21 protein-coding genes are annotated in these 25873 nt (G+C 64.4%); 17 read left to right on the top strand and 4 right to left on the bottom strand.

Annotation, left to right across the window (positions count from 1 at the left end; genetic code table 11):
• Positions 1–86 precede the first annotated feature (86 nt).
• Positions 87–215 carry a hypothetical protein gene (locus tag IAG41_RS23075; protein ID WP_262408426.1) on the bottom strand — a complete coding sequence of 43 codons (129 nt, stop codon included), beginning with the start codon at positions 213–215 and terminating at the stop codon, positions 87–89.
• Between the two features lie 388 nt (positions 216–603).
• On the opposite strand from IAG41_RS23075, the gene IAG41_RS02160 reads away from it, so the two are divergent.
• From IAG41_RS02160 to IAG41_RS02145, 4 genes are all read left to right on the top strand, one after another.
• Positions 604–1206, top strand: coding sequence for an RNA polymerase sigma factor (locus tag IAG41_RS02160; protein WP_187726927.1), 603 nt, complete (start codon positions 604–606; stop codon positions 1204–1206).
• Positions 1163–2173, top strand: coding sequence for a FecR family protein (locus tag IAG41_RS02155; RefSeq protein ID WP_262408425.1), 1011 nt, complete (start codon positions 1163–1165; stop codon positions 2171–2173). The genes IAG41_RS02160 and IAG41_RS02155 overlap by 44 nt, the downstream gene beginning before the upstream one ends.
• Positions 2174–2265: 92 nt before the next feature.
• Complete coding sequence (locus IAG41_RS02150; RefSeq protein ID WP_187726926.1) at positions 2266–5574, top strand: TonB-dependent receptor domain-containing protein; 3309 nt, start codon at positions 2266–2268, stop codon at positions 5572–5574.
• A 30-nt stretch (positions 5575–5604) separates the two neighbouring features.
• Entirely contained in the window at positions 5605–7200 is a 1596-nt protein-coding gene (locus tag IAG41_RS02145; protein WP_187726925.1) for an alkaline phosphatase D family protein, read from the top strand.
• A gap of 278 nt (positions 7201–7478) precedes the next feature.
• On the opposite strand, the gene IAG41_RS02140 is transcribed toward IAG41_RS02145, so the two are convergent.
• Both IAG41_RS02140 and IAG41_RS02135 read right to left on the bottom strand, forming a co-directional pair.
• Positions 7479–9056 carry a putative bifunctional diguanylate cyclase/phosphodiesterase gene (locus IAG41_RS02140; protein ID WP_187726924.1) on the bottom strand — a complete coding sequence of 526 codons (1578 nt, stop codon included), beginning with the start codon at positions 9054–9056 and terminating at the stop codon, positions 7479–7481.
• A 214-nt stretch (positions 9057–9270) separates the two neighbouring features.
• The gene (locus IAG41_RS02135; protein WP_187726923.1) at positions 9271–9654 is read right to left on the bottom strand and encodes a hypothetical protein; all 384 of its coding nucleotides are present in this window, start codon (positions 9652–9654) and stop codon (positions 9271–9273) included.
• 235 nt (positions 9655–9889) lie between these two features.
• Between IAG41_RS02135 and IAG41_RS02130 the strand changes: the two genes are divergently transcribed.
• From IAG41_RS02130 to IAG41_RS02090, 9 genes are all read left to right on the top strand, one after another.
• On the top strand, positions 9890–10111 hold the full coding sequence (locus tag IAG41_RS02130) for a hypothetical protein (RefSeq protein WP_187726922.1): 222 nt from the start codon (positions 9890–9892) through the stop codon (positions 10109–10111).
• Positions 10112–10404: 293 nt separating this feature from the next.
• Complete coding sequence (locus IAG41_RS02125; protein WP_187726921.1) at positions 10405–11613, top strand: glycosyltransferase family 4 protein; 1209 nt, start codon at positions 10405–10407, stop codon at positions 11611–11613.
• Positions 11610–13229, top strand: coding sequence for a sensor histidine kinase (locus tag IAG41_RS02120; protein WP_187726920.1), 1620 nt, complete (start codon positions 11610–11612; stop codon positions 13227–13229). Before IAG41_RS02125 ends, IAG41_RS02120 begins: the two co-directional genes overlap by 4 nt.
• Positions 13226–13858: a response regulator gene (locus IAG41_RS02115; RefSeq protein WP_187726919.1), complete on the top strand. Its 633-nt coding sequence runs from the start codon at positions 13226–13228 to the stop codon at positions 13856–13858. The genes IAG41_RS02120 and IAG41_RS02115 overlap by 4 nt, the downstream gene beginning before the upstream one ends.
• Positions 13859–14011: 153 nt before the next feature.
• A complete protein-coding gene (locus IAG41_RS02110; RefSeq protein ID WP_187726918.1) occupies positions 14012–14962 on the top strand; it encodes a class I SAM-dependent methyltransferase in 951 nt (316 codons plus the stop codon).
• A gap of 186 nt (positions 14963–15148) precedes the next feature.
• The gene (locus IAG41_RS02105; RefSeq protein WP_187726917.1) at positions 15149–15577 is read left to right on the top strand and encodes a hypothetical protein; all 429 of its coding nucleotides are present in this window, start codon (positions 15149–15151) and stop codon (positions 15575–15577) included.
• 528 nt (positions 15578–16105) lie between these two features.
• A complete protein-coding gene (locus IAG41_RS02100; protein ID WP_187726916.1) occupies positions 16106–16618 on the top strand; it encodes an RNA polymerase sigma factor in 513 nt (170 codons plus the stop codon).
• On the top strand, positions 16615–17628 hold the full coding sequence (locus tag IAG41_RS02095; protein WP_187726915.1) for a FecR family protein: 1014 nt from the start codon (positions 16615–16617) through the stop codon (positions 17626–17628). The genes IAG41_RS02100 and IAG41_RS02095 overlap by 4 nt, the downstream gene beginning before the upstream one ends.
• Before the next feature lie 14 nt (positions 17629–17642).
• Positions 17643–18953 carry a M20/M25/M40 family metallo-hydrolase gene (locus tag IAG41_RS02090; protein ID WP_187726914.1) on the top strand — a complete coding sequence of 437 codons (1311 nt, stop codon included), beginning with the start codon at positions 17643–17645 and terminating at the stop codon, positions 18951–18953.
• A 141-nt stretch (positions 18954–19094) separates the two neighbouring features.
• On the opposite strand, the gene IAG41_RS02085 is transcribed toward IAG41_RS02090, so the two are convergent.
• The gene (locus IAG41_RS02085) at positions 19095–22304 is read right to left on the bottom strand and encodes a TonB-dependent receptor (protein ID WP_187726913.1); all 3210 of its coding nucleotides are present in this window, start codon (positions 22302–22304) and stop codon (positions 19095–19097) included.
• A gap of 215 nt (positions 22305–22519) precedes the next feature.
• Between IAG41_RS02085 and IAG41_RS02080 the strand changes: the two genes are divergently transcribed.
• The 4 genes from IAG41_RS02080 to IAG41_RS02065 all read left to right on the top strand — a co-directional run bounded on the left by IAG41_RS02080 (position 22520) and on the right by IAG41_RS02065 (position 25637).
• Positions 22520–22933: a YbaN family protein gene (locus IAG41_RS02080; RefSeq protein ID WP_187726912.1), complete on the top strand. Its 414-nt coding sequence runs from the start codon at positions 22520–22522 to the stop codon at positions 22931–22933.
• Between the two features lie 309 nt (positions 22934–23242).
• On the top strand, positions 23243–23980 hold the full coding sequence (locus IAG41_RS02075) for an SDR family oxidoreductase (RefSeq protein ID WP_187726911.1): 738 nt from the start codon (positions 23243–23245) through the stop codon (positions 23978–23980).
• Between the two features lie 49 nt (positions 23981–24029).
• Complete coding sequence (locus IAG41_RS02070; RefSeq protein ID WP_187726910.1) at positions 24030–24272, top strand: hypothetical protein; 243 nt, start codon at positions 24030–24032, stop codon at positions 24270–24272.
• A gap of 225 nt (positions 24273–24497) precedes the next feature.
• Entirely contained in the window at positions 24498–25637 is a 1140-nt protein-coding gene (locus tag IAG41_RS02065; protein ID WP_187726909.1) for an FAD-dependent oxidoreductase, read from the top strand.
• The last annotated feature ends 236 nt before the right edge of the window (positions 25638–25873 follow it).

The following is a 25873-nucleotide window of genomic DNA, read 5'->3' as shown; positions in this document are numbered from 1 at the left end:
AAGCAACATGGCGCGGACATGCCGCCATGCAATGGCTGTGGACGACAGCATTGCTGCGCATGCCCCAAGCCGCGATTTGCGTCCGCTCAGGCGAGCAGGATGAAGACGATGCCCCAGAACAGCGCGCTCGCCCCGACCACGATCAGCAACAGGCTGGATCGTGTGTCCCCGTCCCGCTCGAGCAGTTCGGACGTGCTTTCACGTTCGATCGTCATGCCGGTCCCCACCGTTCCTGCCGTTGGATCATGGTTTACTTCCAATTCGGAATTAAAACCGTTCCGGTAAGATGCGTAGCGGTACATCCACTATGGCGGATTTTTTCGCAGCAGCTTTAGGGCGATCTGGAGCCCTTGCTCGCGGCAGCTAATGGTTACCGGTGGTAGCGGAGGGGGATCCAAACGCCTCCATCAATGTGTCGAGTTATACACTCGGGATATGATGTCCCCTCGATGCCCTGAAACCGGTCATTCCGAATTTGACTGAGCCTGAACCGAGTCTGTCACATTCTCAGCCTACCGGAACCCGGTCTCACCACTGACCTTAACTCGCGCCGGTCGGTTCGCGACGGCTCAACAAGAGTTTGGGTTATTCCAAGGGTAGCTGATGCGCGCGATCGACCGGGAACGGACGCGATGGTTCCTTCGCAACATTCTGCCGCATGAGCCGGCGCTGCGGACCTGGCTCGCGCGCCGGCAGCCGCTGGGACTCGAAGCCGACGACATCATCCAGGAAGCCTATGCCATCCTCGCCGACCTTGAGACCGTGGACGGAATTCGCTACCCGCGCGCCTATCTTTTCCAGGTCGCGCGGTCGGTCATCGCGAAGCACGTGCGGCGGGCCCGGGTGGTTTCCATCCACGCGGTCGAGGACCTCACGCAGTTCCAGCATGCAGACGACAGCCCGTCACCCGAGCAGGTTACCATCGATCGCGACGAATTGGGGCGGCTGGCCAGCGCGATCGGCGCCATGCCGAACAAGACGCAGCAGGCTTTCATACTTCGCCGGGTGGAGGGCCTCTCGCAGCGCGAGATCGCGACGCGCATGGCGATTTCCGAGAATACGGTCGAAAAACACATCTCCCGCGGGCTCCGTTTTCTGATGGATTGGTTTGGCCATGGCGGAAAAGCTCTGGCAGAGGTCTCTAGGGAAACGGAGTTGGAGATTGTCTCCCAAGATGGCCGAACGAGAAACCAGTCGATACATTGACGAGAAGGCTGCCGACTGGATCGCGCGGCTCGACCGCGGACAGCTCTCGGGGGAGGAATCGCAAGCGCTGGAGGCATGGCTGCGCGGCGATCCGCGCCGGCGCGGTGCACTGCTGCGCGCCGACGCGTTGTCGATGCTCGGCGAATCCGCGCGCGCGCTCGGGCCCGATTTCGATCCTCAGCGTTTCGCCGGTCCCGCGGTGTCTGCGCCGCCCGCGGTGTCCAGACGCAAGGTGCTGGCCTGGGCCGGCGTAGGGGGACTGGCGGCGGCATCGATCGTTGCGCTGGGAATCAGCCTGCCGGCCGCCGGAGCGATCACCACCGGGCTTGGCGAAGTGCGCCTGGTCACACTCGACGACGGCTCGACCGTCATGCTGAATACGCAGACCCGCGTGCAGGTCGACTACGGGTCCGGCGAACGCCGCATCGAGCTGCTCGATGGTGAGGCCTATTTCACGATCGTCCGTGATCAGCGACCATTCCTCGTCGATGTCGGCGGCACGCGCCTGCGCGGCACCCAAGCGACGTTCCGCGTCCGCAAGCTCGGCGCGACGCCCGTCGATATTCTGGTGGATCGCGGCGGAGTCGTGCTCGCCAGAGCGGGAATGTCGGCGCCTGTGGTCATGCAGGCAAATACCCGCCTCGTTATTCCACCAGCCCCAGCCCGCGGCGCATTGCCGTCACCGCAATCAATCACGCCCGACCTACTCTCGCGGGAGCTCGCATGGCGGGATGGCAAGATCGCGTTCGAAGGCGAACGGCTCGACCAGGCGGTGACCGAATTCGCGCGCTACAGCAACACGCGTATCGAGATTCGGGATCCGGCGCTGGCCGGCGAACCGGTCACGGGGCTTTTCTCGGCCAGCGATCCGGCGGGCTTCGGCCGCGCGGTCGCGGCCATCTTCGGCGCGCGGGTCGAACAGCGCGACAATGCCGTGATTCTCAGCCGCGGTACGGAGCCGCGATAAAATAACGTTTCGGGAATGGCGGAAAGGACCGCCTGAAGACTCTCAGCCTCCAAACGGGCGGTGCCGCCGCCCGCATAAGGGGGTCTCAGAGCATGATTTCACGTAATTCCGTCCTGTCGAGTACTGCCATCATCGTCGCGCTCGCGGCATCGGCGCCCGCGCATGCCGAAGCGCGTACGTTCGACATTCCCGCCCAGCTCGCTGTCAGGGCAATCCCCGAACTCGCCCGCCAGGCGCGGATCCAGATCGTTGCATCGGCGCGCGACCTGCACGGCGTGCGCACCCCGGCGATCAAGGGCACGATGGATGCGCGCGAGGCGCTGCGCCGCCTGATCGTGGGTACGCCACTTCAGATCGTCAGCGATGACGGACAGGTGGTGACGCTGCGCTCGCGCCGCACTTCGCAAACGTCGCAATCGGAGCAGGTCGCCGGCAAGGGGGCGATCTCCGGCCAGGTCATCGATCCCGCGACCAAGGAATATCTGCGCGACGCGATCGTCGAAGTGACCACGGCGGACGGCGAGAAAAGGAAGATCACGACCGGCGAAGGCGGCGAATATCGATTGGCCGACGTGCCCGCCGGGACGGCCGAGATCATTGTCCGGTACACGGGCTATGCCGACCAGAATGCCAGCATCCGGGTTTCCGCCGGACAGACCGCGCAGCAGGACTTCGCGCTGTCGCGCCGCGGCGAAACCGCCGGCGAGGACGCCGAGATCGTCGTGGTCGGCGTGGTCGAGGGCGATGCGCGCGCGATCATGAGCCAGCGCAAGTCGATGGACATCAAGAACAGCCTGTCGGCCGAATCTTATGGCGACATCTCCGACGGCAATCCGGGCGAGTTCATCAAATACATGCCCGGCGTCGACACCGACGCCGATGGCGATGGCGACGGCACGGTGCGCAACATCAAGCTGCGCGGGCTTCCGTCGGAATATACCGCCGTCACGCTGAACGGCGTAGGCCTGTCGGGCATCGACGCGAGCGGCGGTGCCGGGGGCTCGCGCACGTTCAGCTTCGAGCAGCTGTCGCTCAGTTCGATCGATTCGATCGAGATCTCGAAGACGATCAGCGCCGATGTCGATGCGAACGCGCCCGCCGGCACGATCAACATCAAGACCAAGCGCGCGTTCGATCGCAAGGGGCGCCGCATCGTGCTCCAGGCCGGCGCCAGCACCCATGCCGATCTCTGGGACGACAAGAAGCGGACCGGACCGGGCGAAGGCGGCTATGGCAGCAAGAAGTTCCTGCCCAACTGGCAGGTGGAATATTCGGACGTGCTGTTCGGCCGCCGCCTCGGCGTGGTCGCCAGCGTGAGCCAATCGACCCTCTATCTCGAGCATGAGCAGACGACGCTCGGCCGCAGCGGCGCGCCCACCGCCATTAGCCCCGAGCCGCTGGCGATCACCACGATCGAGACGCAGATGGACACGCGCGAGATCTCGCGCCTCTCCGCGTCGCTCAACCTGGATTTCAAGGCCAGCGACAAGCTCGTCCTGTCGGTCGCGTCGATCTACAACAAGTCCGGCATCTGGACGGGCTCGACCGCCTACAAGTTCACCACCGGCGCGCGCACGCGCGGGGTGATCGGCGATCCGGTGTTCGACATCACCACCCAGCAGGCGGCGACCGCCGCGACGGTCTCGATGCAGAACTCGCTCAACGTCAAGGACAGCAATGGCAAGACGATCATCCCCAGCTTCTCCTATGAGAACGGCCGGCTGACGATCGAAGGCAATGGCTTCTACTCGGACTCGGTCAGCACCTACGACCCGCAGGGCAAGAAGGATTCGGCATATGTGCTGAGCGCGCTGACCGCCCGGGGCAATTTCTCCGCGCGGCGCGAGCCGGGCAACCTCCTCGGCGAGGCGTGGCAGATCCAGCAGATCAGCGGCGGCGACTGGACCGATCCGGCGAGCTTCTCCGCGCCCAATCCTCTGATCCTTCGGCTCAACGACGGGCCCTATGCGAAGCAGACCCTGCGCGGCGGCGCCTTGAACGTGACCTATCGGGTGGACTTCGGCTCCGTGCCAGTGACTTTTAAGACGGGCGTCAAGAACCAGCGCACCGAGTGGCTTTACAAGGACGACACCGATCTCAGCCGCTACAAATATGTCGGTCCGCTTTCGACCGCCGAGCTGCTGGCGCGGATCCAGAGCTCCAACCAGGTCTCCTTCGCGGACAGCGGCATCAGCATCCATTCGATCAGCGGCAGCGAAAACCTGTACATGCCCAGCGACTACAAGCTGCTGCAGCTGTATCGCGAGCATCCGGAATATTGGACCGCGACGACCGCGACGACGCCGACCGAATGGTACGGCGTCCATGTCGGCAACAACCGGCAGTTCAGCGAAGAGACCAATGCCGCATATTTCATGGCCACCGCCGAGCCGACCGACAAGCTGAAGGTGCGGGCAGGCCTGCGTTGGGAGCGGACCCAGACCTCCGCGCTCGAAGTGGATGCGCTTTCCGCACAGGAAGTGGCGGCCGCCGGCTTCCCGGTCTCCGCCTCGACCGGCCAGGCAACCACCATCCCGGGCCTGGAATATCAGTATCTGTCGCGGCCTAAGGTCGAACGGAAGGGCCAGTACGACCATTTATTCCCCAGTGCCTCGATCAAATATTCCTTCACGCGCAACACCGACCTGCAGATCGGCTACAGCCGGACGATCCGCCGGCCCGAGGTCGCCGACCTGACCGGAATCTGGTCGATCGACGATTTGAACAAGGTCATCCGCGCGCCCAATCCGGGCCTGAAGCCCGAGATGTCGGACAATATCTCGGTCCGCCTGGCGCAATATTTCGAGCCGGTTGGGCTGGTGGCGATCAACTATTACCAGAACCGGGTGAAGGGCCTGTTCCAGGCGCAGGAGCTGACCGCGGAGGAGTTCGGCAATACCGACCCGACCTATGCCGACTATACCTTCCGCACGACCACGACCGTGGGCGGCCAGGCGATCAACATCCGCGGCTGGGAATTCGAGTTCAACCACGCGCTGAGCTATCTGCCGTCGCCGCTCGACGGGCTGTCGGTGCGCGGCTCGCTCAGCATGAACTATCCCGACGTGCCGATCGTGGGCGTCGCCGACAAGATGGGGAGCCTGTCGCTTTCCTATCGCAAGGGGCCCGTGAAGCTCTTTCTCAACTCGGCCTGGACGGGCAAGAAATACCGCAGCACCACGCCCTCTTATTATGACGAGTTCTGGGACGTCAGCCTTTCGGGCAGCGTGGCGGTTCGGCGGAACATCGAATCCTTCTTCTCGATCCGCAACCTGCTGAACAGCGCGCGCAACGTCATCGTGGACGGATCGACGGTCACCTCCGGTCCGGTCGGCGACTATAGCGCGGTCTATCTCAAGGCGGGCGTGAGCGGGACCATCGGCCTGCGCGCACGCTTCTAACCACCCGCCCCCAGTCTGGAGAGAAATCGAATGAACACGCTCGTCCTCGATCGCCGCAAGCTGCTCGTCGGCGCCGGTGGCCTGGCCCTGTTCGCGGGGCTCGGGCCCGTGGCGTGGGCCGCGCCGAAGTTCACTCGATACCCCTTCTCCCTGGGGATCGCGTCCGGTGATCCTTGGCCGGACGGCTTCGTGATCTGGACCCGCCTGGCGCCGGAGCCGCTGGCGGAGCATGGCGGCATGCCGATGGCGGCCGTTGCGGTGCGCTGGCAAGTCTCGGAAGACGATCGCTTCACCAGGATAGTCCAGTCGGGCGAGGCGGTTGCCCGGCCCGAGCTGGGGCATTCCGTGCACGTCGAGGTCGGCGGCCTGAAGCCGCGCCGGCCCTATTGGTATCGCTTCTTGGTGGACGGCGCCGAGGCCAGTCCCGTCGGGGTTGCCCGCACCGCGCCCGCCGCGAATAGTCCGGTGGACCGCCTCCGGCTGGCGGTGGCCGGGTGCCAGGCCCTTCCGCATGGCTGGTACGAAGCCTGGCGCCACCTGAGCGACGAGCCCGATCTCGACGCCGTCTTCCATTATGGCGATTATATCTACGAGACCGGCAACCACCCAGCGCCCAAGAACCTGCTGATCCGCGATGCGAGCGGCAATCTCGTCGACCGCACCCATTTCGGCGACGAGATCTACAGCGTCGACGATTATCGGCGCCGCTACGCCCAGTATAAGAGCGACCCGCACCTTCAGGCCGCCCACGCCGCGGCGGCGTTCGTCATGTCGTTCGACGATCACGAGGTCGACAATAATTGGGCGAGCAAGTTCGACCAGGACGGCACCCCGCCCGAGGCCTTCCTCCTGCGCCGCTACGCCGCGATGCAGGCCTGGTACGAGCATATGCCGGTGCGCCGCGCCCAGCTTCCGGGGCCGGGCGGGATCACCATGTACCGGCGGCTGGACTTCGGTTCGCTGCTGCGCATGCATGTGCTCGATACGCGCAGCTACCGCGACGATCAGCCGTGCGAGAAGCCGGGCGAGACGGCGTGCCGCACGACCAACGGTCCCGAGACGACGATCATGGGCGCCGCGCAGGAAGCCTGGCTTGACGACGGCTTCCGCAATTCGGCGCACTGGAACCTCATCGCACAGCAGGTCTTCGTGATGCCGCTCTACCAAATCGGATCCGACGGAACCCGGCAGCTCCGGCCCGGACCTGACGCCTGGAGCGGCTATCCGGCCGCGCGTGCGCGCCTGGCCAGGTCCATCGCCGAGCACAAACTGACCAATGTCATCATCGCCACCGGCGATGCGCATATCAACGCCGTGGGGACAGTTCCCATGCGCGATAACGAGCCCGATGGCCCGGCGGCCGCGACCGAGTTCCTCGCGACCTCGATCACCTCCGGCGGGGACGGGTCTGCGGACGAACTCCCCCGACACAAGGCGCTCAAGGCGGCCAGCCCCAATATCGCGCTGCTCAACAACCAGCGCGGGTACCAGACCTACGACATCACCGCGAAGGAGTGGCGCACCGACGTGAAGGTGATAGATCGCGTCCAGTCGCCCGGCGGCAAGCTCAGCACGCTGGCGCGGTTTGCCGTTACCCCCGACAAGGCCGCGCTGCACAGGGTTTAGGGCGGGCGATGCCGACCCGGGCTGGCAACCCCCTAGGGTCGCCTTCTCCATCCTATTCACCCGGAAGCGGCGGGCCCGCTTCCGGCCACTTCCTGCGGTTCAGCCCGGTTCCGGACAAGCCTGAAAGCGGCCGTTCATTCAAATGATTGCGGGATGGCGGCTAACGACCCGGTTGGGGACGTTCGACGCGTTGATTCCTCAAAGCAACAATGGCGTGAAATTCGGATGGTCGGTGCATGCCGGAATGAACGTCACCCGCCATTTAGCACGCAGCAATTTCATCCGGCGATATCGCGCTTTATCGGAGGAAACAGGCTCAGCGCTGCGCTGGCGGAGATCGGTCCGCTGAACAGGCCGCCTTGCCCCTGCTCGCAGCCGCTGTCGATCAGCGAACTTTCCTGGTCGCTAGCGTCGATGCCTTCGGCGGCAATGGTGAGGCCGAGACCGTGGCCAAGGCCCACAAGCGCGCTGACAATGCTCGCGCTTTCCCGCTCGGACGCCATCGCATGGATGAAGCTGGAGTCGATCTTGACCTTATCGATCTTGAAGTTGCGCAGATGATAGAGGCTCGAATAACCGGTCCCGAAATTGTCGAGCGCGATCCGGACTCCCGCGGCCCGCAACGCGCCCAGTACGACCTGGGCATTCTCCATGTCAGCTACCAACGCGCTCTCGGTGATTTCGAGCTCGAGCCGATCGGGCGCTAGCCCGGTCTCGGCCAGGATCCGCACGATGCGCGCGGGCAGGAGCGCGTCCTTGAGCTGGCTTGGATAGATATCGGCTGAGAGCATGACTCGCTTTGGCCAGCTGCGGGCTGCCTCGCATGCCTGGCGCAGGATGCGCTCGGCCAGAACGTGGATCAGACCAACCTCCTCGGCGATCGCAACGAAGCGCTCCAGTGCGACCTCTCCCTGCTCGGGATCGATCCAGCGCGGCGCCACCTCGAAGCCGATCACCTCCTGGGACTTGAGATTGATGGTGGGCAGATACATCGTCTCGATGCGGTCCGCGTCGATTGCGTCGCGCAGTTTTCGCTCCATGGCATCACGCTCGCGGACCCGCGCGTCCATCTCGGGCTCGAAGAAGCGCAGTGCCGAGCGACGCTCCGCCTTGGCGCGGTAAAGCGCGACATCGGCCTTGCGGAGCGCCTCCTCGATCGTATTCGCATCGCCTGGCACGAGCGCGATGCCAACGCCGACGCCGACCCGGTGGAGCGCGCCACCGGCGGTAATCGCGGGATCGAGCGTCTCGATGACGCGGAGCGCGACATTGGTCGCGGCCTCGGGACCGGCAAGGTGGGTGGCGAGGATGGCAAACTCGTCGCCGCCGAAGCGCGCGACCATATCGCCCTCACGCATCGCGGCAGACAGCCGTTGGGCGACGACGATCAGCACTTCGTCACCGATGCCATGCCCGTGGACGTCGTTGATCTGTTTGAACCCGTTCAGATCGATCAAGAATATCGCGTGCGCTGCGCCAGCACGCGGCGGCGCGGAGATGGCTGCTTGCAGAGCATCCTCATACTGACGGCGATTGGGCAGTCCAGTCAGACCGTCCTGATAGGCGAGTTCGCGTGCATGCCGTTCGGCGGCGATGCGGCGTGCCATCTCGCGCTTCTGCTTCGCATAATGGTACGCGCCGAAGGACAGCAGGACCAACCCGAGCACCACGCCGATGAGCAGGGCCTCGTCGAGCTCAATCTCGGCCAGTTGCAGGCTGATCTGACCTTCCGTCTCGAACAGATCGATCGCGAAGGCGCCGTAGAACGCAACCAGCGTGCCTAGGAGCAGCAGCGACCAGTTCCGAATGGCGAACCTGTGAAGAACGATAACCCTCCAGATCTGGGCAAAATCCATGTGTTCCTCGCGACCGGCCTACCCAAGCACCCAAATGATTGAAAACTTGTGTAGAATTGCGGAGCGACGTCTGAAGCGGACGGCGCGGCCGTCGCAAGCACGAAGGCCGGGGCACCGCCATCGGCCATCTTCAAAAGGCGGAAGGGCAAGTGAGTGCAATGTCCTCGGCTCGGAGACACGGCACGTAGCAGACGACCGGCGGCGCGGCCGGATCTCAGGCAGGATCGGGACGGCCGGGGAGGACGAGGCGCAGCATGATCCTGGTCGAGCGAAGCGCGGCGCGCAGCGCCCCGGCAAGGGCCGGACGTACGCCGACCGATGTCGGTTGGTCGTCATGGTCGAGCAGGTAAAGCAGGCGCTCCTCATCGTCAGTCAGTTCGCCATCGCACGGATCGCCCGCATCGAATCGGCGCCGAAACGTGGCCTCGAACAGTGTCAGAAGACCATCGATAGCCGGGGCAAGAACCCCGGCGCCAGGATTCGGAAAACTGGACGCAAGGATCGGTTGAACGGGCTCGCCGAGATCGCGGGCACGGCGCCAGCAGCGCGCGCCGTCAATGAGAGTCGAAGCTGCCGGCGAAGCGAGCGCAAGGCGCATGGCGAGTCCTTCCTGACACCATCCCCTTCCTCCTGACTTCCCGTTTCGAGAATGTCGCTTAGGACGGTAGGCCAGCCCCATTGCAGCGGCAAGACAGGTATGGCTCGATCCGTCGCATCGGACAACGCCCCCATCCCGCCTAGGCTCGGCGTAAGGGTGATACGCCGATGGACATTTGCCAAGACCACCGCCTGCTCCGCAGCAGGTGCGGTACCTTCCGCACGCCAGCAGCGCCATGAAGCGTTACGCGCCGCTGTGCGATCGCCCGGATTTCGACGACGATGTGATGAAGGCCCAGGCCTGTGAGCGCGTTGGGCTCGATGAACTCGATGCAGATCGGCTCGCCGCCGCGCGGATGCACTTGTGGCATTCAGCGCGGATTTCACGCCACGCTAACGAGGGATGGGAGTTCGACAGGAAGTTCGCGCTCATAGCAAAGACGAACGAGGCACGCTGAATCGAGAAGCACCGCTCGGTTCGTGACGTGGAACTGCGAACATGGGAGCGTTGCTCCGTGAGCTTTCATTCTGGGCCACGGCCGACTGACAGCGTTCAGCGAGCCTATTTGCTTCATGGAGGCCGGCAGTCTGACGGCGTGGTGGCAGGGGAGATCAGGCAGGCAAACCAGACATAGTCCCAATCTGTCCAGCTTCACACCAGTAAGGCGTAGCTCCGAATTGCCCGGCCAGCGGCAAGGGAACCAGCGGCGGCGGCTTGCGCAAGTGGTAGCCAAAGCGATGGCAAGGAAAGGTGCAGAGCGTGGGAGAGCGCCGGACGAAAATCTGCTTCCCATTTTGCGGAGATCTGGTTGGCGGCAGCCATATCTCGGTGCTTGGACTATTGCGCAATCTCGACCGGCGGCGTTTCGACCCGGTGGTGCTGGTCGAGGCGCCGGAAGGTGAGATCGCGCGGCTGATGCGCGGCGCCGATGTCGACATCGCCACGGCCGGCCCCTTGCCCGCATTGCGGCACGGCGAACGTGCCGGTCTGCGCCATGCGATCGGCATTGCCCGGGCGTCGGGAGCGTTGGCCCGGCTGCTGCGCGAGCGCGCGATCGACATCGTGCACAGCAATGACGGCCGCACACACGCGATCTGGGCGCTGCCCGCCAAGCTCGCCGGCGCCAAGCTGGTCTGGCATCACCGCGGCGCGCCCGATGCCCGCGGGCTCCGCTTCGTCGCGCCGCGCATCGCCGATGCGGTGGTCTCCGTCTCGGGTTTCGCCCTCGGCAAGGCAGGAATGCGGAGCCGGCGCGCGCGGGTGATTCACAGCCCTTTCGACACCGATGTCCGCGTCGATCGCGAAGCGCTGCACGCCGCGCTGCTCGACGAGCTCGGCTGCAGCGAGGGCACGCGGCTGATCGGATTCTTTGGCGTGCTGATCTCGCGCAAGCGGCCGCTGCTGTTCGTCGAGGCGATCGCCGCACTACGGCGGCGTGCGCCCGACCTGCCCGTGCGAGGGCTAGTGTTCGGCACGCCGCTAGAGATCGACGAGGCCATGGTTCGCGCACATGCCGAGCGCCACGGCGTCGCCGATGCGATCCAGCTGATGGGCTTCCGCTATCCCGGTGCCGACTGGATCGCGGCGTGCGACCTGCTGATGGTGCCCGCGGTCGACGAGCCGTTCGGGCGCACGTTGATCGAATCGATGCTCGTCGGCACGCCAATCGTCGCAACCCGTTCGGGCGGCAATATCGAGGCGCTACAGGACGGCCGGCTCGGCACGTTGGTCGCCCCCGAGGACCCAAATGCGCTGGCCGCGGGCGCACTCGAGCTTTTGCGCGACGAAAACCGATCCAGCGCGCTGGCCGCGGCGGCGCGGACCCATGCGTCCAGCCATTTCGGCGAGGACCGTCATGCCGAGGCGGTGATGGCGCTGTATGACGAGCTCGTGCCCCGCGCCGCGCCGGGAAACCGCGAGCGCTGGTCCACGGCTTCCGCTTCGGTCCCACAGCCATGAGCGACCTCGCCACGCTGCGCAGGCGCTTCGGTGCCCCGTTGTCACTACAGCCCTATGTCACCAACCCGGAACACCTGATTAATGGCGGACGGCTCATCGTCTCCGTCTTCGCCGTCGCCGCGATCTATATCGACCCGACCCAGCCGGCCAATCTGCTCGATGAAGCCTATTGGATTCTCGGCGGCTATGCCTTCTATGCCTTCGTCCTGCTGTTCGTGCGGCCCCCCGCCCCGCTCGAGGACGCCTTCAACGTCATCACGATCATGGTCGACGTTCTCGTCGTCGCGGTGCTGATCTACATCACCGGCGAACTCGAAAGCCCCTTTTTCGTCTTCTACACGTTCGTCCTGATCGCCGCCGCGATCCGCTGGGAGTGGACCGGCACCATCGCCACCGCGCTCGCGCTGCAGGCGATCCTGATCTTCGTCGGCGTGCCCGATGTTGAGGACGGCGAGTCCGAACTCAACTTCCTGATCCTGCGCTCTGTATTCTGCTGGGTGACGGTGATCATGCTCGGCTATTTTGGCAGCTATCGCAGCCGCAGCAACGCCCGCCTTCGCGAGCTCGCCTCGTGGCCGCATGACATCGTGCCGGAAGAGGACCGGCCCTGGCTGTCCTCCTCGCTGCGCCATGCGTCGAAGGTGCTCGGTGCCGACCGCATCCTCGTATTGTGGCGCGACCAGGACAAGGCTGCCGTACATGCCGCGATCTGGAGCGACGAGAGCGTTCGCTTCATCGACCATATCGCGCTGTCCGACGCGGCGCTGATCAGCCCGGGCCCGGGGTCCACGGTCGAACTCACCGGAGGAGAGCAGCGCAACATGCTGCAAACGCTGGTCGGAACGGATTGGCACTGTGCTTATGCCACGGGTTTCGGCACGATCCGCTATCGCGGCAGCGTGATCGTGATCGACCCGGCGTTCCGCGATCGCGACGTCATGCTGCTCGGTCAGATCGTCGCTTCGCGCATCGCAATGGAGCTCGAACAGTTCTCGCTTGTACGCGAATATGTCTCGGCCGCCGGCCTCGGGGAGCGCGTGCGCCTCGCCCGTGACCTGCATGACAGTGTCCTCCAGGATCTCACCGCTGCGGTGCTCCAGCTCAATGCCGCCGAGCGCACGGTGTCCCAGCCGACGAGCGGGACGCTGGTGCAGATCCGCGACACGTTGCAGGGCCATCAGGCGCGCATCCGACATTTCATCGGCGAGGCACGCACCGGATCGAACCGCAAGCGCTGTCTCGCGGACCAACTCCAGATGTTTGTCGAGCCGCTCGGCTCGCAATGGGACTGCCGCGTGGCGATCCGCATCGATCCGCCCGGGCTCGAGGTAAGCGACCGCGTCGCCACGGAGTTGTGCCTCGCGCTCTCGGAGGCGACCGCCAACGCCGTTCGCCACGGTGCCGCCAAGGAAGTGACGATCGCGATCCAACGCCGCAGCAAGTTGCTCCTGGTGACGATCCGCGATGATGGTAGCGGCAGCAATCTGCACGGTATTCCGCGTTCCACATCACTCAGCGACCGGATCGAGAATTTGGGGGGCAACATGGCGGTCTCGCTGGAGGATCTCCAATTGTGCGTACGCATGGAGATCCCTCTCGAGCGCGCCGCGTCATGACTTCGCTCGTCCTTTGCGACGACCATCCATTGATCTTGCGTGGGCTGGCCAACCTGATCGCGGCCGACACCGATATCGATATCGTCGCCACCTGCGGTGACGGTCAGCAGGCGATCGACGCGATCCTGGAGCACATGCCCGATGTGGCTGTGCTTGACATCTCGATGCCGCATCGTGACGGGATCGAGGTACTCAGGCAGGTCGCGCGCGAGCAGTGGCCGGTACGCGTCGTGTTCCTCACGGGCTGCATCACTGACGAGCAGGTCATCCAGGCGATCGCCGCCGGGGCCTACGGCATCGTGCTCAAGGAGAGTGCCGCGGCGAGCCTGGTCGATTGCCTGGGCCACGTCGCTGAAGGCCGGAAATGGCTGCCGTCGAGCATCGTCCAGCCGGCGATCAGCCGAGCTTCGGCCGCCGCGCGCCGCACCTCGCCCTTTGCGTTGCTGACACGGCGCGAGAAGGAGGTCGCGCGGTTGATCGCCGACGGGCTCTCGAACAAGGATGTCGCGGTGCGGCTTGCACTGTCCGAAGGGACCGTGAAGATCCACCTGCACACCATCTATTCGAAGCTTGGCGTGGACAATCGCACCGCAGTGGCGATCCTGTTCACCCGCGACCAGATGCAATAGTTTGCTCGCGCCTTAGCCGCGGGACTACCCACAAAGACGTAATGCGCGCCACCGTTCGACGTATATCGACCGGCAGATTTCAGTAGCGCGAAATTCTCTAAAACTTTTGCTGCACGTCGGCGTCCAGCCGCCGCGCCTGTGTCAGGAGCAAGCATGCTGGTGGATCTCGATCTGCTCGAACCGCTGCTCTGCTGTCCGCGCACCCGCGTCCCGCTGGTTCGCGACGGTGTCGCGTTGCGCTGCGTCGACGACGATCGCTGTAGCTATGCCGCGGTCCAGGGCGCACCGGTGCTGGTCGATTTCGCCCGATCGATTCTGTCCCTGGAGCAAATCACCGAAAACGACGTCGGCAGCCCGGTTCGGCGCCGCGCGACGCGAGGGATCAAGCGCACGGTCAAGCGCGTCCTCTCACCGGAGAAGAAGAGTACGCGCCGCAACATCGACCGACTCATCGCCGCGCTGCCCCGTGACCACGAGGCGCTGGTGCTGATCATCGGCGGCGGAACGGTCGGCCAGGGTATCGGGGCGCTCTATGACCATCCCAATCTGGGTATCGCGGCATTCGACATCTATTACTCGCCCAACATCCAGTTCATCGCGGACGCGCACAGCATCCCCCTGCGCGACAGATCGGTCGATGCCGTGGTGATCCAGGCGGTGCTCGAACATGTGCTCGACCCGCAGCAGGTGGTCGACGAGATCTGGCGCGTGCTCAAGCCCGATGGCTTGGTCTACGCCGAGACTCCGTTCCTCCAGCATGTGCACGAGGGCGCCTATGACTTCACCCGCTTCACCGAAAGCGGGCACCGCTTCCTCTTCCGCCGCTTCGAGCTGGTCGATTCGGGCATCAGCGGCGGACCGGGAACACAGCTCATCTGGTCGATCGACTATTTCGCGAGGGCCCTGTTCCGCTCGCGGCTGGCCGGAAAGATGTTCAAACTCGCCTTCAGCTGGCTCCAGCTATTCGATGCCATTGTGCCATCCTCCTATGCCTCGGACGCCGCTAGCGGGGTCTATTTCCTCGGGCGCCGGTCGAACCGAACGGTTTCGCCGCAGGAAATCATCGCCTTCTATCGCGGCGCGCAAGCCATAGGACCGGTGTGAGGCCTGCTCTTGCTGGAATAAATGGAGACGCCTTGAGGTGAGGTAACTCCAAATAGGCAATGGCGGGAAAATCATCCGGGGCTATCGAAGAATTCGTGCGACGATGAACGGGCGTCAAACAATGTCGATTCTGCTATTGGATAAAGGCGCCGGGAGAGTGGATCGACCATGTGCAGGCGCGTTCGCATGAAAAGAGCCACATTTGCAGTTTCGGTGGTCCTACTTTCATGCTCCCCTTCGCCGGACAAGGGAATTCCAATGGCCCAGCCTGGGCAATATGTAGGAATGCCATTCTCTCACCTGGTTGGTGAAAGACACGAATTTCTCGTCCGTGACCGCGCCCTCAACCGCGATGCACTGGGTGTGTATTCCGAAGCAGATGGAATTGAAATTCCCGGCGAGATTCGGAAAATCAACGGACGGAATATCCTCTTATTCTTCACGTGTAAGAAGGATAGGTGCTCGCTCGTGTCGAACATCATCCTGGTCGACTTGGAGAACCAGGCCATGCATGTCGTCAACTGGACCGACAAAGGGTTGAGCGTTGTCGTGGATGGCCCGCCTTATATGGCGGAATTCGCCCGCAAGCATTGCAGGGCCACCTCATGTGATTGACGCCTTCCATGCACGTGACCGCCGCCGCAGAGAAAGCGGCGCATCAGCACGGGGTTCAGTGGCCCCACCGACCTATCGCGCGCGCCAAGCCGCACGGTAGTTCTGTACTCTCGGCCAATTCCCGCCATTCACACCATCGTGGCTTCGTGTGACCAGTTTTGGCCGTTTGCTGGCCAGTATCTTTAGGCAGCCGCGTGCGAAAAGCCGATACTCGCTTTTGGTTCGAGCAGAATGTCCGCTGCCGATCCGGTAGCGGACATTAGAACCGAAATGTGCTCCAGACCACGCAAGCAAACCAGACTGGTGCTGCCCGCGATCACAGCGACGATATACCGGTGCCGCGGCGGCACAGCGCAGTGAAGCCTGTCGCCCCTGCCTTGCGCACGATCGGGGCTACCCATGGGCCCGACATTGCTGTTCATATATGCGCCGAGGGCCGATGATCACGGCAAGACCGTCACGACGCCCTGCGATAAATCTTTACGGGATGAGGAGCCTGCCGCGTCTAATGGGTCGGGAGGATCGTGCATGCCAGAAGCCGAAAGGCGCGCAGGGCTCGATGAGGTAGCCGCGCAATATAACACGCCGCTGCTACGCTTCTTCCAACGCCGCGTGGATCGCCCCGAAGACGCCGACGATCTCGTCCAGGATGTCTTCAGCCGCCTGGCCGCGCAGGACCTGGCGTCGATCGCGAATATCCAGGGCTATGTGTTTCAGGTCGCCGCAAATGTGCTGCGCGACAAGGCTCGTCGCGCCAGCGTCCGCAGCATCATCACCTCCACGCCGGACGGCTTCGACGTCGAGGACGAGGCCAGCTTCACACCGGAACGCATCATGCAGAGCCGGGAGGCGCTGCAGATGATGATCGCGGCGCTGTACGAGCTCCCCCAGATCGTGCGCATGACGTTCAGCCTTTATCATTTCGACGGCGTGGCGCAGGTCGAGATCTCGCGCCGCCTGGGCCTTTCGCTCAGCACCGTCGAGAAGCACATGGCGAAGGCGAACAGCCATCTCCTCTACCGTCTGCGGAAGGTCCGATGAGCAAGTGTCTCGACAGGACCGAGGATGAAGCGGCGGGTTGGGACGCGCGCCTGCGCGGCGCCAAGTCCACCTTCAGGGATCGGCGGGAGCACCAGCTCTGGCTGCGCGAGGCGCCACTCCACCAGGAAACCCATGATCGGCTGCAGGCGATGCTGTTCGCCTTGCGGGCCGGTTCGGCGCTGCCCGAGCTGAGCGCGCTGCGCGATGAGGCGCGCGGCGGCGTCGAGGAAAGCCGGCGCCGCCGGCGCAGTATCTTCGCGGCGATCGCGGCAGCCATTGTCCTTGCCGTGATGGTCGTCCTCGGAGTGGAGACCGACGGCCGCACCGAGATCTCGGCGAAAAAGCAGGGCGGCACGATTTACGCGACGTCGCCAGACGAACGCACCAAGGTCACACTGGCGGACGGCTCGGTGATAACTCTGGATGCTGCCACGCGAGTTTCGGTCCTTTTAGGCAAGGCGCGCCGCGACATTACCCTGCTTGCCGGCCGTGCGCTGTTCCAGGTCGCCAAGGACCGGACGCGGCCCTTCGTCGTCAAGGCGGGCGACCGGACGATCACGGCGCTCGGCACGGTGTTCGATGTCCGCCTCTCTGCCAAGGAGCTGCGTGTCACGCTCGCGGAGGGCACGGTGGCGGTCCGCCCGGTTGGCTATCGCCCCGGTTTGGCGGAGCAGATCATGAAGCCGCACCAGCAGCTGGTCGAGGCCCTGGGAGCGATTTCGCCCGAACTGCGAACCATCGATTCTGAGAAAGCAATCAGCTGGGCCGACGGGCAGGTCTTTTTCGAGAATGAACCGTTGAGCAGCGCCGTCGTCGAGATGAACGAATATTCGCGCCTGAAGATCGTTGTCGATCCTGCGGTGGCGGACCTGCGGATCAACGGGATGTTCCGCACGAGCAACCAGGCGGGTTTCCTCGAGGCGCTCCAGGTCACCTTGCCGGTGGACGTGCATAGCGACGGGAATGGCCAGCTAATCATCTCCAGGCGACCAGACCCGGCCGCCGAATAGCCAAAGGGGAAACAATGCGACTCCAGTCTCTCGCCCTCGCAGCCGTTCTGCTGCCCGCCGCCGCCTCCGCCCAGGACAAACCCGATCCCGCCCGGCTCAAGGCCGATGTCGAAAAGCTGGTCAGCTTCGGCACGCGGCACACCCTGTCCGACCCGAACAATCCGACGCGGGGCATCGGCGCGGCACGGCGCTGGTTCGCGGACGAGATGAAGCGCACGAGTGCGCGGTGCGGCGGCTGCCTCCAGGTCTCGACGGTCGAGCGCATCTTCACGGGCGAGCGTGCGCCGGGTGGCGTCAACGTGGTCGACGTCCTCGCCGTCCAGCCCGGCAGCGATCCAAACCGCGTCGTGATCGTCCAGGGTCATATCGACAGCCGCGTCACCAATGTGATGGACAGCACCAGGGACGCCCCCGGGGCGAACGACGATGCCTCGGGCGTGGCCCTGGTGCTCGAAGCGGCGCGACTTCTGTCCAAGAAGAAATTCAAGGCCACGATCATCTACGCCGCGCTGTCGGGCGAGGAGCAGGGCCTGTTCGGCGGGCAGCTCTTGGCCGACACCGCCAAGGAACGCGGCTGGCAGGTCGCGGCCGTGCTCAACAACGATATCGTGGGCAACACGCTCGGCCAGAACGGCCAGCGCGTGGCCGATCGGGTGCGCGTCTTCTCCGAAGGCATCCGCGCGTCGGAGGACCTGCCCGCGCAACTGGCGCGCCGCGTGAATGGCGGAGAAGATGACGGCCCGAGCCGCGCCCTGGCCAAGGCGATCGACCATGTCGCAACCGGCATCCCGGGCGGGCTGGACGTGTTCGTCGATCGCCGCAACGACCGGTTCGGCCGCGGCGGCGACCATGAGCCGTTCCTGAAGCTCGGCTATCCCGCGGTGCGCTTCTCGGTCGCGATCGAGAACTACAACCAGCAGCATCAGGATCTGCGCACCGAGAACGGCATCGAATATGGCGACACCGTCGACAAGATGGACTTTCCCTATCTCGCCAAGGTGACCGCGATCAACGCGGCCACGATCGCACGGCTCGCGGCCGCGCCTGCCGCGCCGGCGGAGGTGAGCCTGAACGGCGCGCTGGGAATGAACACGACCGTGACCTGGGCGCCGGTGCCCGGCGCGGCCGGCTATCGCGTCCGCTGGCGCCGCAACGACAAGCAGGACTGGACCGACAGCCGCGACGTGCCGGGCACGGCCAGCGAAGCGGTGCTGAAGGACGTGATCGTCGATGATGTGTTCATCGGTGTCTCCGCTCTGTCGGCGGACGGCACGGAAAGCCTGGTGACTTTCGGCGGCCGGGCGCCCAGGCGCGCTCCACGCTGACGCAGCGCGGGAACCGACTGACAAAAAAAGGGGGGCCGCAACCTGGGCGTGGGTTGCGGCCCTTTTTGTCGGCTTATCGTATCTTTTCGGCCGCTCGCCATCCCGGTCCATGTCGGGATGGCGAGCGGAGCCTGGCCGCGTCTAGAACTTGAAGCGGAACCCCAGACGATAGCTCCGGCCGAGCAGATCATAAGGCGCCGAAGTGCCGAACGAGGTGCCGCTGCTCGGGATCGGCTCGGGCTTGCGATCGAATAGATTCTCGACCACTCCGAACACGGTCACCTTCTCGCCGCCGACGTTGATGTCGTAATTCTCGGCAAGCTCGAAATACCAGACCGGATCGACATGGTTGAACGCTTCGGGAATGCCCGTGCGGCTCGTCTCCGGCTGGTTCGTGATCTTGCCCGATCCCAGATACCGCGTCGTCAGGGTCGTACGGCTCGGGCCGACGGCATACGATGCGGTCATCAGGCCGCGCCATTTGAGACTGGCGAAGGTGCCCAGCGTTGGCGGCGCCGAATCGCCCGGCAGGTTGGTCTCGTCCTTCAGCCGCTGCGAGACCAGCACCCGCAGGTTGATCGCCCCCGGCAGGCTTCCCGAGATGTCGCTGAGGTTTGCGCGATAGCTCGCCTCATAGTCGATGCCTTCCACGGCCACGTTCTGCGCGTTGATGCCGCTGGTATAGATGGTGGCGTTGACCAGGTTGGTGGCCCCGGGCGCCAGCACGATGGAACTGCAGGCCGCCGGGTTCACCGGGCGGTTGAAGCCATAGCACATATCGATGATCTGCTGGGCGCCGACGGCGGTGATCGCGTCCTTGATGTCGATTTTGTACCAGTCGACCGAGAAGCTGAAGCCGGGCAGCCAGCGGGGGGCATAGACGCCGCCCGCCGTCCAGGTGTCGGCGATTTCCGGGGTCAGGTTGGGATTGCCACCGCTCAGGGTGATGTTGGGCACCTGCGGGCTGCCCGGCTGGGTGCGATCGAGATAGGCGTTCACGAACTGGCTGGAGGGCGCGAACAGGTCATTGAGGTTTGGTGCGCGGATGTCGCGCGAGCGGGTGCCCCGGAGGCGCAGACCGTCAAAGACTTCCCAGCCGATGCCCGCCTTCCACGTCGTCACCGCGCCGCTGGTCGAATAGTCGGTCCGCCGGACCGCGCCGTTGAGCTCGAGATTCTTCGCCACGACCGAGTCCTTCAGCAGCGGCACCAGGACCTCGCCGAAGAACTCCTTCACATTATATCCGTTGCTGCCCCCCTTGAAGTTGCCCACGTTCCACTGTGAGGCCAGGGAAAGCGCGTCGGCGGTCGCGGAGAAGGACTCCTTGCGATACTCGAAGCCCGCAGCGATCGAGACCGGTCCGGCCCAGGTCGAGAAGGGATTGTACTGGGCGTCGATCGACCAGACGTCCTGATAGAAATCGAGATCCTGGCGCGTCCGCAGTCCCTCGGAGGCGCCCGTGACCCAGGCGACCGAGGCGGCGCCCAGCGATCCTTCGCCGAACACGTTCATCGGCACGCAGCCGTTGGTTGGATTGGTGAGCGTCGACCGGCAGACCGGCGCTCCCACCGCCACCCCTGCCACGCCGCCGGCCGCCGGATTGCCGGTCACGTCGATGGCCTGGTTGAAGCGGCTGAGGATGATGTTGTTGTCGCGGGTGTACCACACCTTGCTGTGGCCGCGCTGGTAATAGGCGCGCCAACGGCCGCTGCCGAGGAAGCTGCCTTCCAGCGCCAGCAGGATACGGTCCTGGCGCCGGTTATACCCCGCCTCGCCGATATGCGTGCCCGGCTCGTTGATCATGTCGTAGAACAGGCGGCTCATCTGGAACGACGTGACGTGCGCTGTGTCCATCGCCTGTTGCACGGTCACGGGGATAAACGGGTTATCCCGGTTGATGACGAGATTGGTCGCGCCCTGGCGGTTGTAGACCGCTGACCAGTTGATGGTGTCGTTCCCGGCATAGCTGCCTTCGACGATCGCGTTGATATCGTCGGTGAGCTCGTAGCTGACCCGGCCGTAGATGCTCCAATGCTCGTCGTCGGGCATCAGCGCGCCGCGGATGGGCATCGACTCGATCGTGCCGCCGGCCTGCACTTGGCCCTGCTGGATCGGCCCGTAGGTGAAGGTGCCAATCGATCCGCCTGGACCGAACGATATCCCCTTCAGCGGCCCCGATGCGATAACGCCGCCCGGCGTGCTGTTATAGCCAGCATCGGTGCGCACGATCGTGCCGGGCTGGCCGTTGGTCGCGGTCCAGTCTGGATTGTTCAGCAGGCGAAGGCCTGGCTCGAACCAGTCGCGCGTATGCTTGTAAAAGTCGATCCGGTCTCCCTTGTAATAGGTGCCGCTCAACAGGACATGGCCGCGGCCGCCCCCGAACTTCGCACCCCAGGCCAGGTCGCCCGTGACGACCCTGCCGTCGGAATAGTCGGTCTGGCTGAAGTTGAAGCCGCCCTTCAGGCCCGTGAACTTGGTGTCGAGAATGAAGTTGACGACACCGGCGACCGCATCCGAGCCATAGGCGGCCGAGGCACCGCCGGTCACGACATCGACGCGCTGCACGAGATTCTGCGGCAGCATGTTGATGTCGACCGCGGGCGACATGCCGGAGCCGACGACGCGGCGGCCGTCGAGCAGCACGAGCGTGCGCGTGACGCCGAGATCGCGGGCGCTGAGCTGGTTCGCGCCGCCGGTGGCATTGGCGAACAGGGTCGTCGTGCGCGGTGTGTTGCCGGTTCCCATCGAGGGCAGCTGGTTGACATAGTCGGCGATGTTGGTCGGGTTGCGCTCCGCAATTTCCTCGGCGCTGAGGACCGTAGTGGGAGTCGGTGCATCATTTCCGTTGCGGACGATGCGCGAGCCGGTGACGACGAGTTCCTCGTTCGCTGGCGAGGCGCTTTCCTGCGGCTCGGCAGCGTTGTCCGGATCGGGGGTGCCGGTACGATCCTGACCGGGAACCGCGCGGGTCGCGGCGGGCGAGACGCTATCGTAGTTTACGGGCTGGCGCCGCGGGGGAGTCACCTTGGACTCCGTCGCCATGCGCAGTGTGAGCACGCTGCCGCCATCGGCGCGTAGCCCCGTTCCCTCGAGCAGTACTTGCAACGCGGCATAGGGCGCCAGGCTGCCGTGGATCCCCTTGGTCCGTTTGCCGGCGACCAAGGCGCTTGAGAAGATTATCTCCTGGTTCGCCTGCCGTGCAAAGGCATTGAGGGCGTTTCCGAGATCGCCGGCGGCGATGTTGAAATTCCGAGTCTGCTGGGCCGCCGCTGCAGGCGTGGCCGCTAGCCATAGCGCCGTCGCGACCGCAGTACTGCAGCCATAGATCGAGAAATGCCCCCTGTTCTGCATGTAGACCCTCCCTGCCGCGTCCATTGCGGTTCCGCTTTGTGAGACGCAGGGGAATCGCGATCCCGCCAAAAAAATGTCACGAAAGGGTCGCAACCGAATTCCGGATGCGCGAACGCGAAGCCTCGCCGTGGGTGGTTGGAAATGGGTAAGGGGCCTTCCCAGCCGCCTGGTCGAATTAAGACCCCGGGTCCTGGTCCCTGGTAATGAAGCCCGTAATGACAACTCCGCCAGAACCAATACACCGACGGAGCGGCAGCAGGGCGTCCCGGGCGCTGTGGCTCGCCCTAGGCTGGATCCTGGTTTCGCTCGGCATCATCGGCGCCTTCCTGCCGTTGATGCCGACGACGATCTTCCTGATCCTGGCGGCCGGCTGCTTCGCGCGCTCCTCGCCGAGGCTCGAGGCCCGGCTCCTCGAACACCCACGCTTCGGCTCGGCACTGCGCGCATGGCGCGCGGGTGGCGCCATTTCGCGGAAAGCGAAGTATCTGGCCTGTGCGGGCATGATGCTCGGCTATGCGATCTTCTGGTGGACCGTCCGCCCCGGCCTCGCGCTCGATCTGACCGTCGCCGGTCTGTTGGTCGCCTGCGCGGCGTTCGTCGTGAGTAGGCCCGTTCCACGACAGCACTGACCGGATAGCCTGCCGATGGCCGGAGCGGGCTCCCCGGAACCTCGCCGGCCATATCTGGAAGGCATCTCACGCGTCGAGGCGATTGGATTTTACATTCGCGCGAGACTGTAACGTTCACCGTCCGCCTTGCGGCAGTAGCGGCTGTGGGGCCACGGCGAGTCGACAAGCTCTATGATGCGCACATCGCCTGCCTGAGGCTGGTGGATGAGGGTCTGGGAGCGGATCGGGCAGTTGCCGCGTTAACGAGGTGTGATCCGTACGATTTCTCCGGATTTGGTCAATTGCGCCCTGTTGCGAGGAGGCTGAAAATTGGCAGGAATAGACGGCAAGGTAATCGTGATAACCGGCGCAAGCAGCGGTATCGGCCGCGCGGCGGCGCGCTTGCTGGCGGAGCGTGGCGCAAAGGTCGTGCTCGGCGCGCGACGAGCCGACGCATTGGAAACGGTCGCGCTCGAAATCCGAACGTCGGGAGGCGAAGCGGCTTGCCAACTGACCGACGTATCGAACCGTGACGATATGGCCTCGCTCTGCCGCTTGGCGTCCGATCGCTATGGCAAGCTCGACGTTCTCATCAGCAACGCCGGAATCGGCCCAATTTCAAAATTCGAGGAGCTGCGCGTCGGCGACTGGGAAGCGATGATCGATGTCAACGTCAAGGGTCTGCTGTACGGGATTGCGGCCGCGCTGCCCATTTTCCGCCGACAGGGCTTTGGGCACTTTGTGAACACGATCTCAACCGCCGGTATCCAAATGAGCCCGTCGATGGGCGTGTATGCCGCGACCAAAAACGCGGTGCGCACCCTAGGCGAGGGACTGCGTATCGAATCCGAAGGCAAGTATCGCGTGACCGGCATCTCGCCCGGATTCGTCGGGACCAGCTTTGCCGATTCCATGACCGACCCAGCGGTCAAGGCGCAAATCCAGCAGCGCATGGACGAGATCGCACTGGAGCCTGAAGCAGTCGCACGGGCGATGGCCTTTGCGATCGAGCAGCCGGACGATGTGGACGTCGGCGATATCGTCGTCCGTCCCGCTGTGCAGGGTTGAGCGACCGGAACGCGAGGACATCCCGAATCGCGACAGCTACACACTCCGCATGGCCGGCCAGGCCGAGATGGACCAGGGTGGCGAGGTCGCTCCGCCATTTTCGGACATCCGCACCGCGGAGTTCCTCGGGCGCCGCGTCGCGGAAGTTGCACAGGAGCTTTCGGCAGGACGCGCCGCGCTCAACCGGCGGCCGGTGCGCGGCATACCAGGCGGCGCTGACGGTCAGGATCCTGAGAGGCGCGGCGTGGCCCACCGCGAAGATATCGAGGCGATCGCATCGACCACCGCCTGAACCCGATTGTCTGCCTTGCTTCGCCCTCGAGAGAAGCTTATCCACCGCCTGTCGCGAAAAACGACGGCCAGACCTCGATATCTTGTCCGGCAGCCCGTCGAATACACGTCAATCGCGCTTCGCGCGGTTCGGCCAGCGTCTCCGAAAGTAACCGCCTGACACTTGTCAGGCCAATGGCGGCTTGCATCGCCCCTGGGCGCTGACGACGCCAACAGGAGCGCGAACATGCGGAATCCGATTACTATCATTGGCGCTGGACTCGGTGGCCTCACGCTGGCCCGCGTCCTCCATCGCCACGGTGTAGAGGCGACCATCTACGAGGCGGAGGCGTCAGCGGACGAGAGAGCGCAGGGCGGCCTGCTCGACATCCATGAGCACAATGGTCAGATCGCCCTCAAGGCCGCAGGGCTATTCGAGCCCTTCCTGAAGATCGTCCGGCCCGGCGAGGATGCGAAGCGCGTTGTCGATCGGGGCGGAAACGTGCTGTTCGACAAGCCGGGCAGCCACACTGGCGAGCGACCCGAAGTTGATCGAGGAGATCTGCGGCGGCTGCTCATCGGTTCGATCCCCGCTGAAGCGATTCGATGGGATCACAAGGTCATGTCGATCGAAGCGGCAAGGGACGCAGGATACCGGATCGCCTTCGCCAACGGCACCATGGTCACCTCCCACGTGATCGTCGGCGCCGATGGCGCATGGTCAAAGGTCCGCCCGCTCCTGTCGTCCTCGAAACCCGAATACGTCGGCACCTGCTTCGTCGAGATATGCATCTTTGACGGCGACACTCGCCACGAGGCGAGCGCCAAAGCGATCGGTAGCGGGACGCTCATGGCCGTCGCGCCAGGCAAGGGCATCCTCGTGCATCGCTACGCGGACGGTACGCTGCGGGGCTACGTGGCCTTGAACAAATCTGAAGCCTGGATCGCTTCGATCGACTTCAGCGACCCCTCGGCCGGTCTCCGCCGGATCGCCGAGCAGTTCGAAGGATGGGCGCCCGAACTGACGAATTTCATTACGGCGAGCGAGATCGAACCCGTGCTTCGCCCGATCTACGCGCTACCGATCGGATTTCGGTGGGACAGGGTATCGGGACTCACTCTGCTCGGCGATGCCGCGCACCTGATGTCTCCGTTCGCCGGCGAAGGTGCCAACCTTGCAATGTATGACGGTGCCGAGCTCGCTCAAGCGCTTCTGACCAACCCCGACGACGTCGAAGCAGCGCTTAGCGCTTTCGAGATCGGCCTCTTCCCGCGAAGCACCGAAACCGCCCTCGAATCCGCGCGGAATCTGACGCGCTTCTTCGGCGACGAGGCGCCACAGAGCGTGGTCGAGCTCTTTGGCGGCCCCCTGGCCACTGCGACATAACGGTCCGCGCGAGGGTCGGAGATGCGCGCCCACGCCTTCGCTTGGGTCAGCCTTTCCCAATTTCGATCCGCAAATCCGGCCGTCGATTATCGAGAGGTGTTGCTGGACGGGAGGCGGGCCCGCGCGGGCGGCCCTGGAGACGGGCTTCGACGACCGAACACGAACAACGAGATCGCTGCGCGCGATCGTAGACGCAGCAATTCCAATGCGGCCATCGCAAACTCGCATCATAATTG

This window comes from Sphingomonas sp. JC676, assembly GCF_014489075.1.
In the GTDB taxonomy this organism is placed as follows: domain Bacteria; phylum Pseudomonadota; class Alphaproteobacteria; order Sphingomonadales; family Sphingomonadaceae; genus Sphingomonas.
Note: the sequence above shows the minus strand (reverse complement) of the source record. Positions and strands in the feature narration are given on the sequence as shown.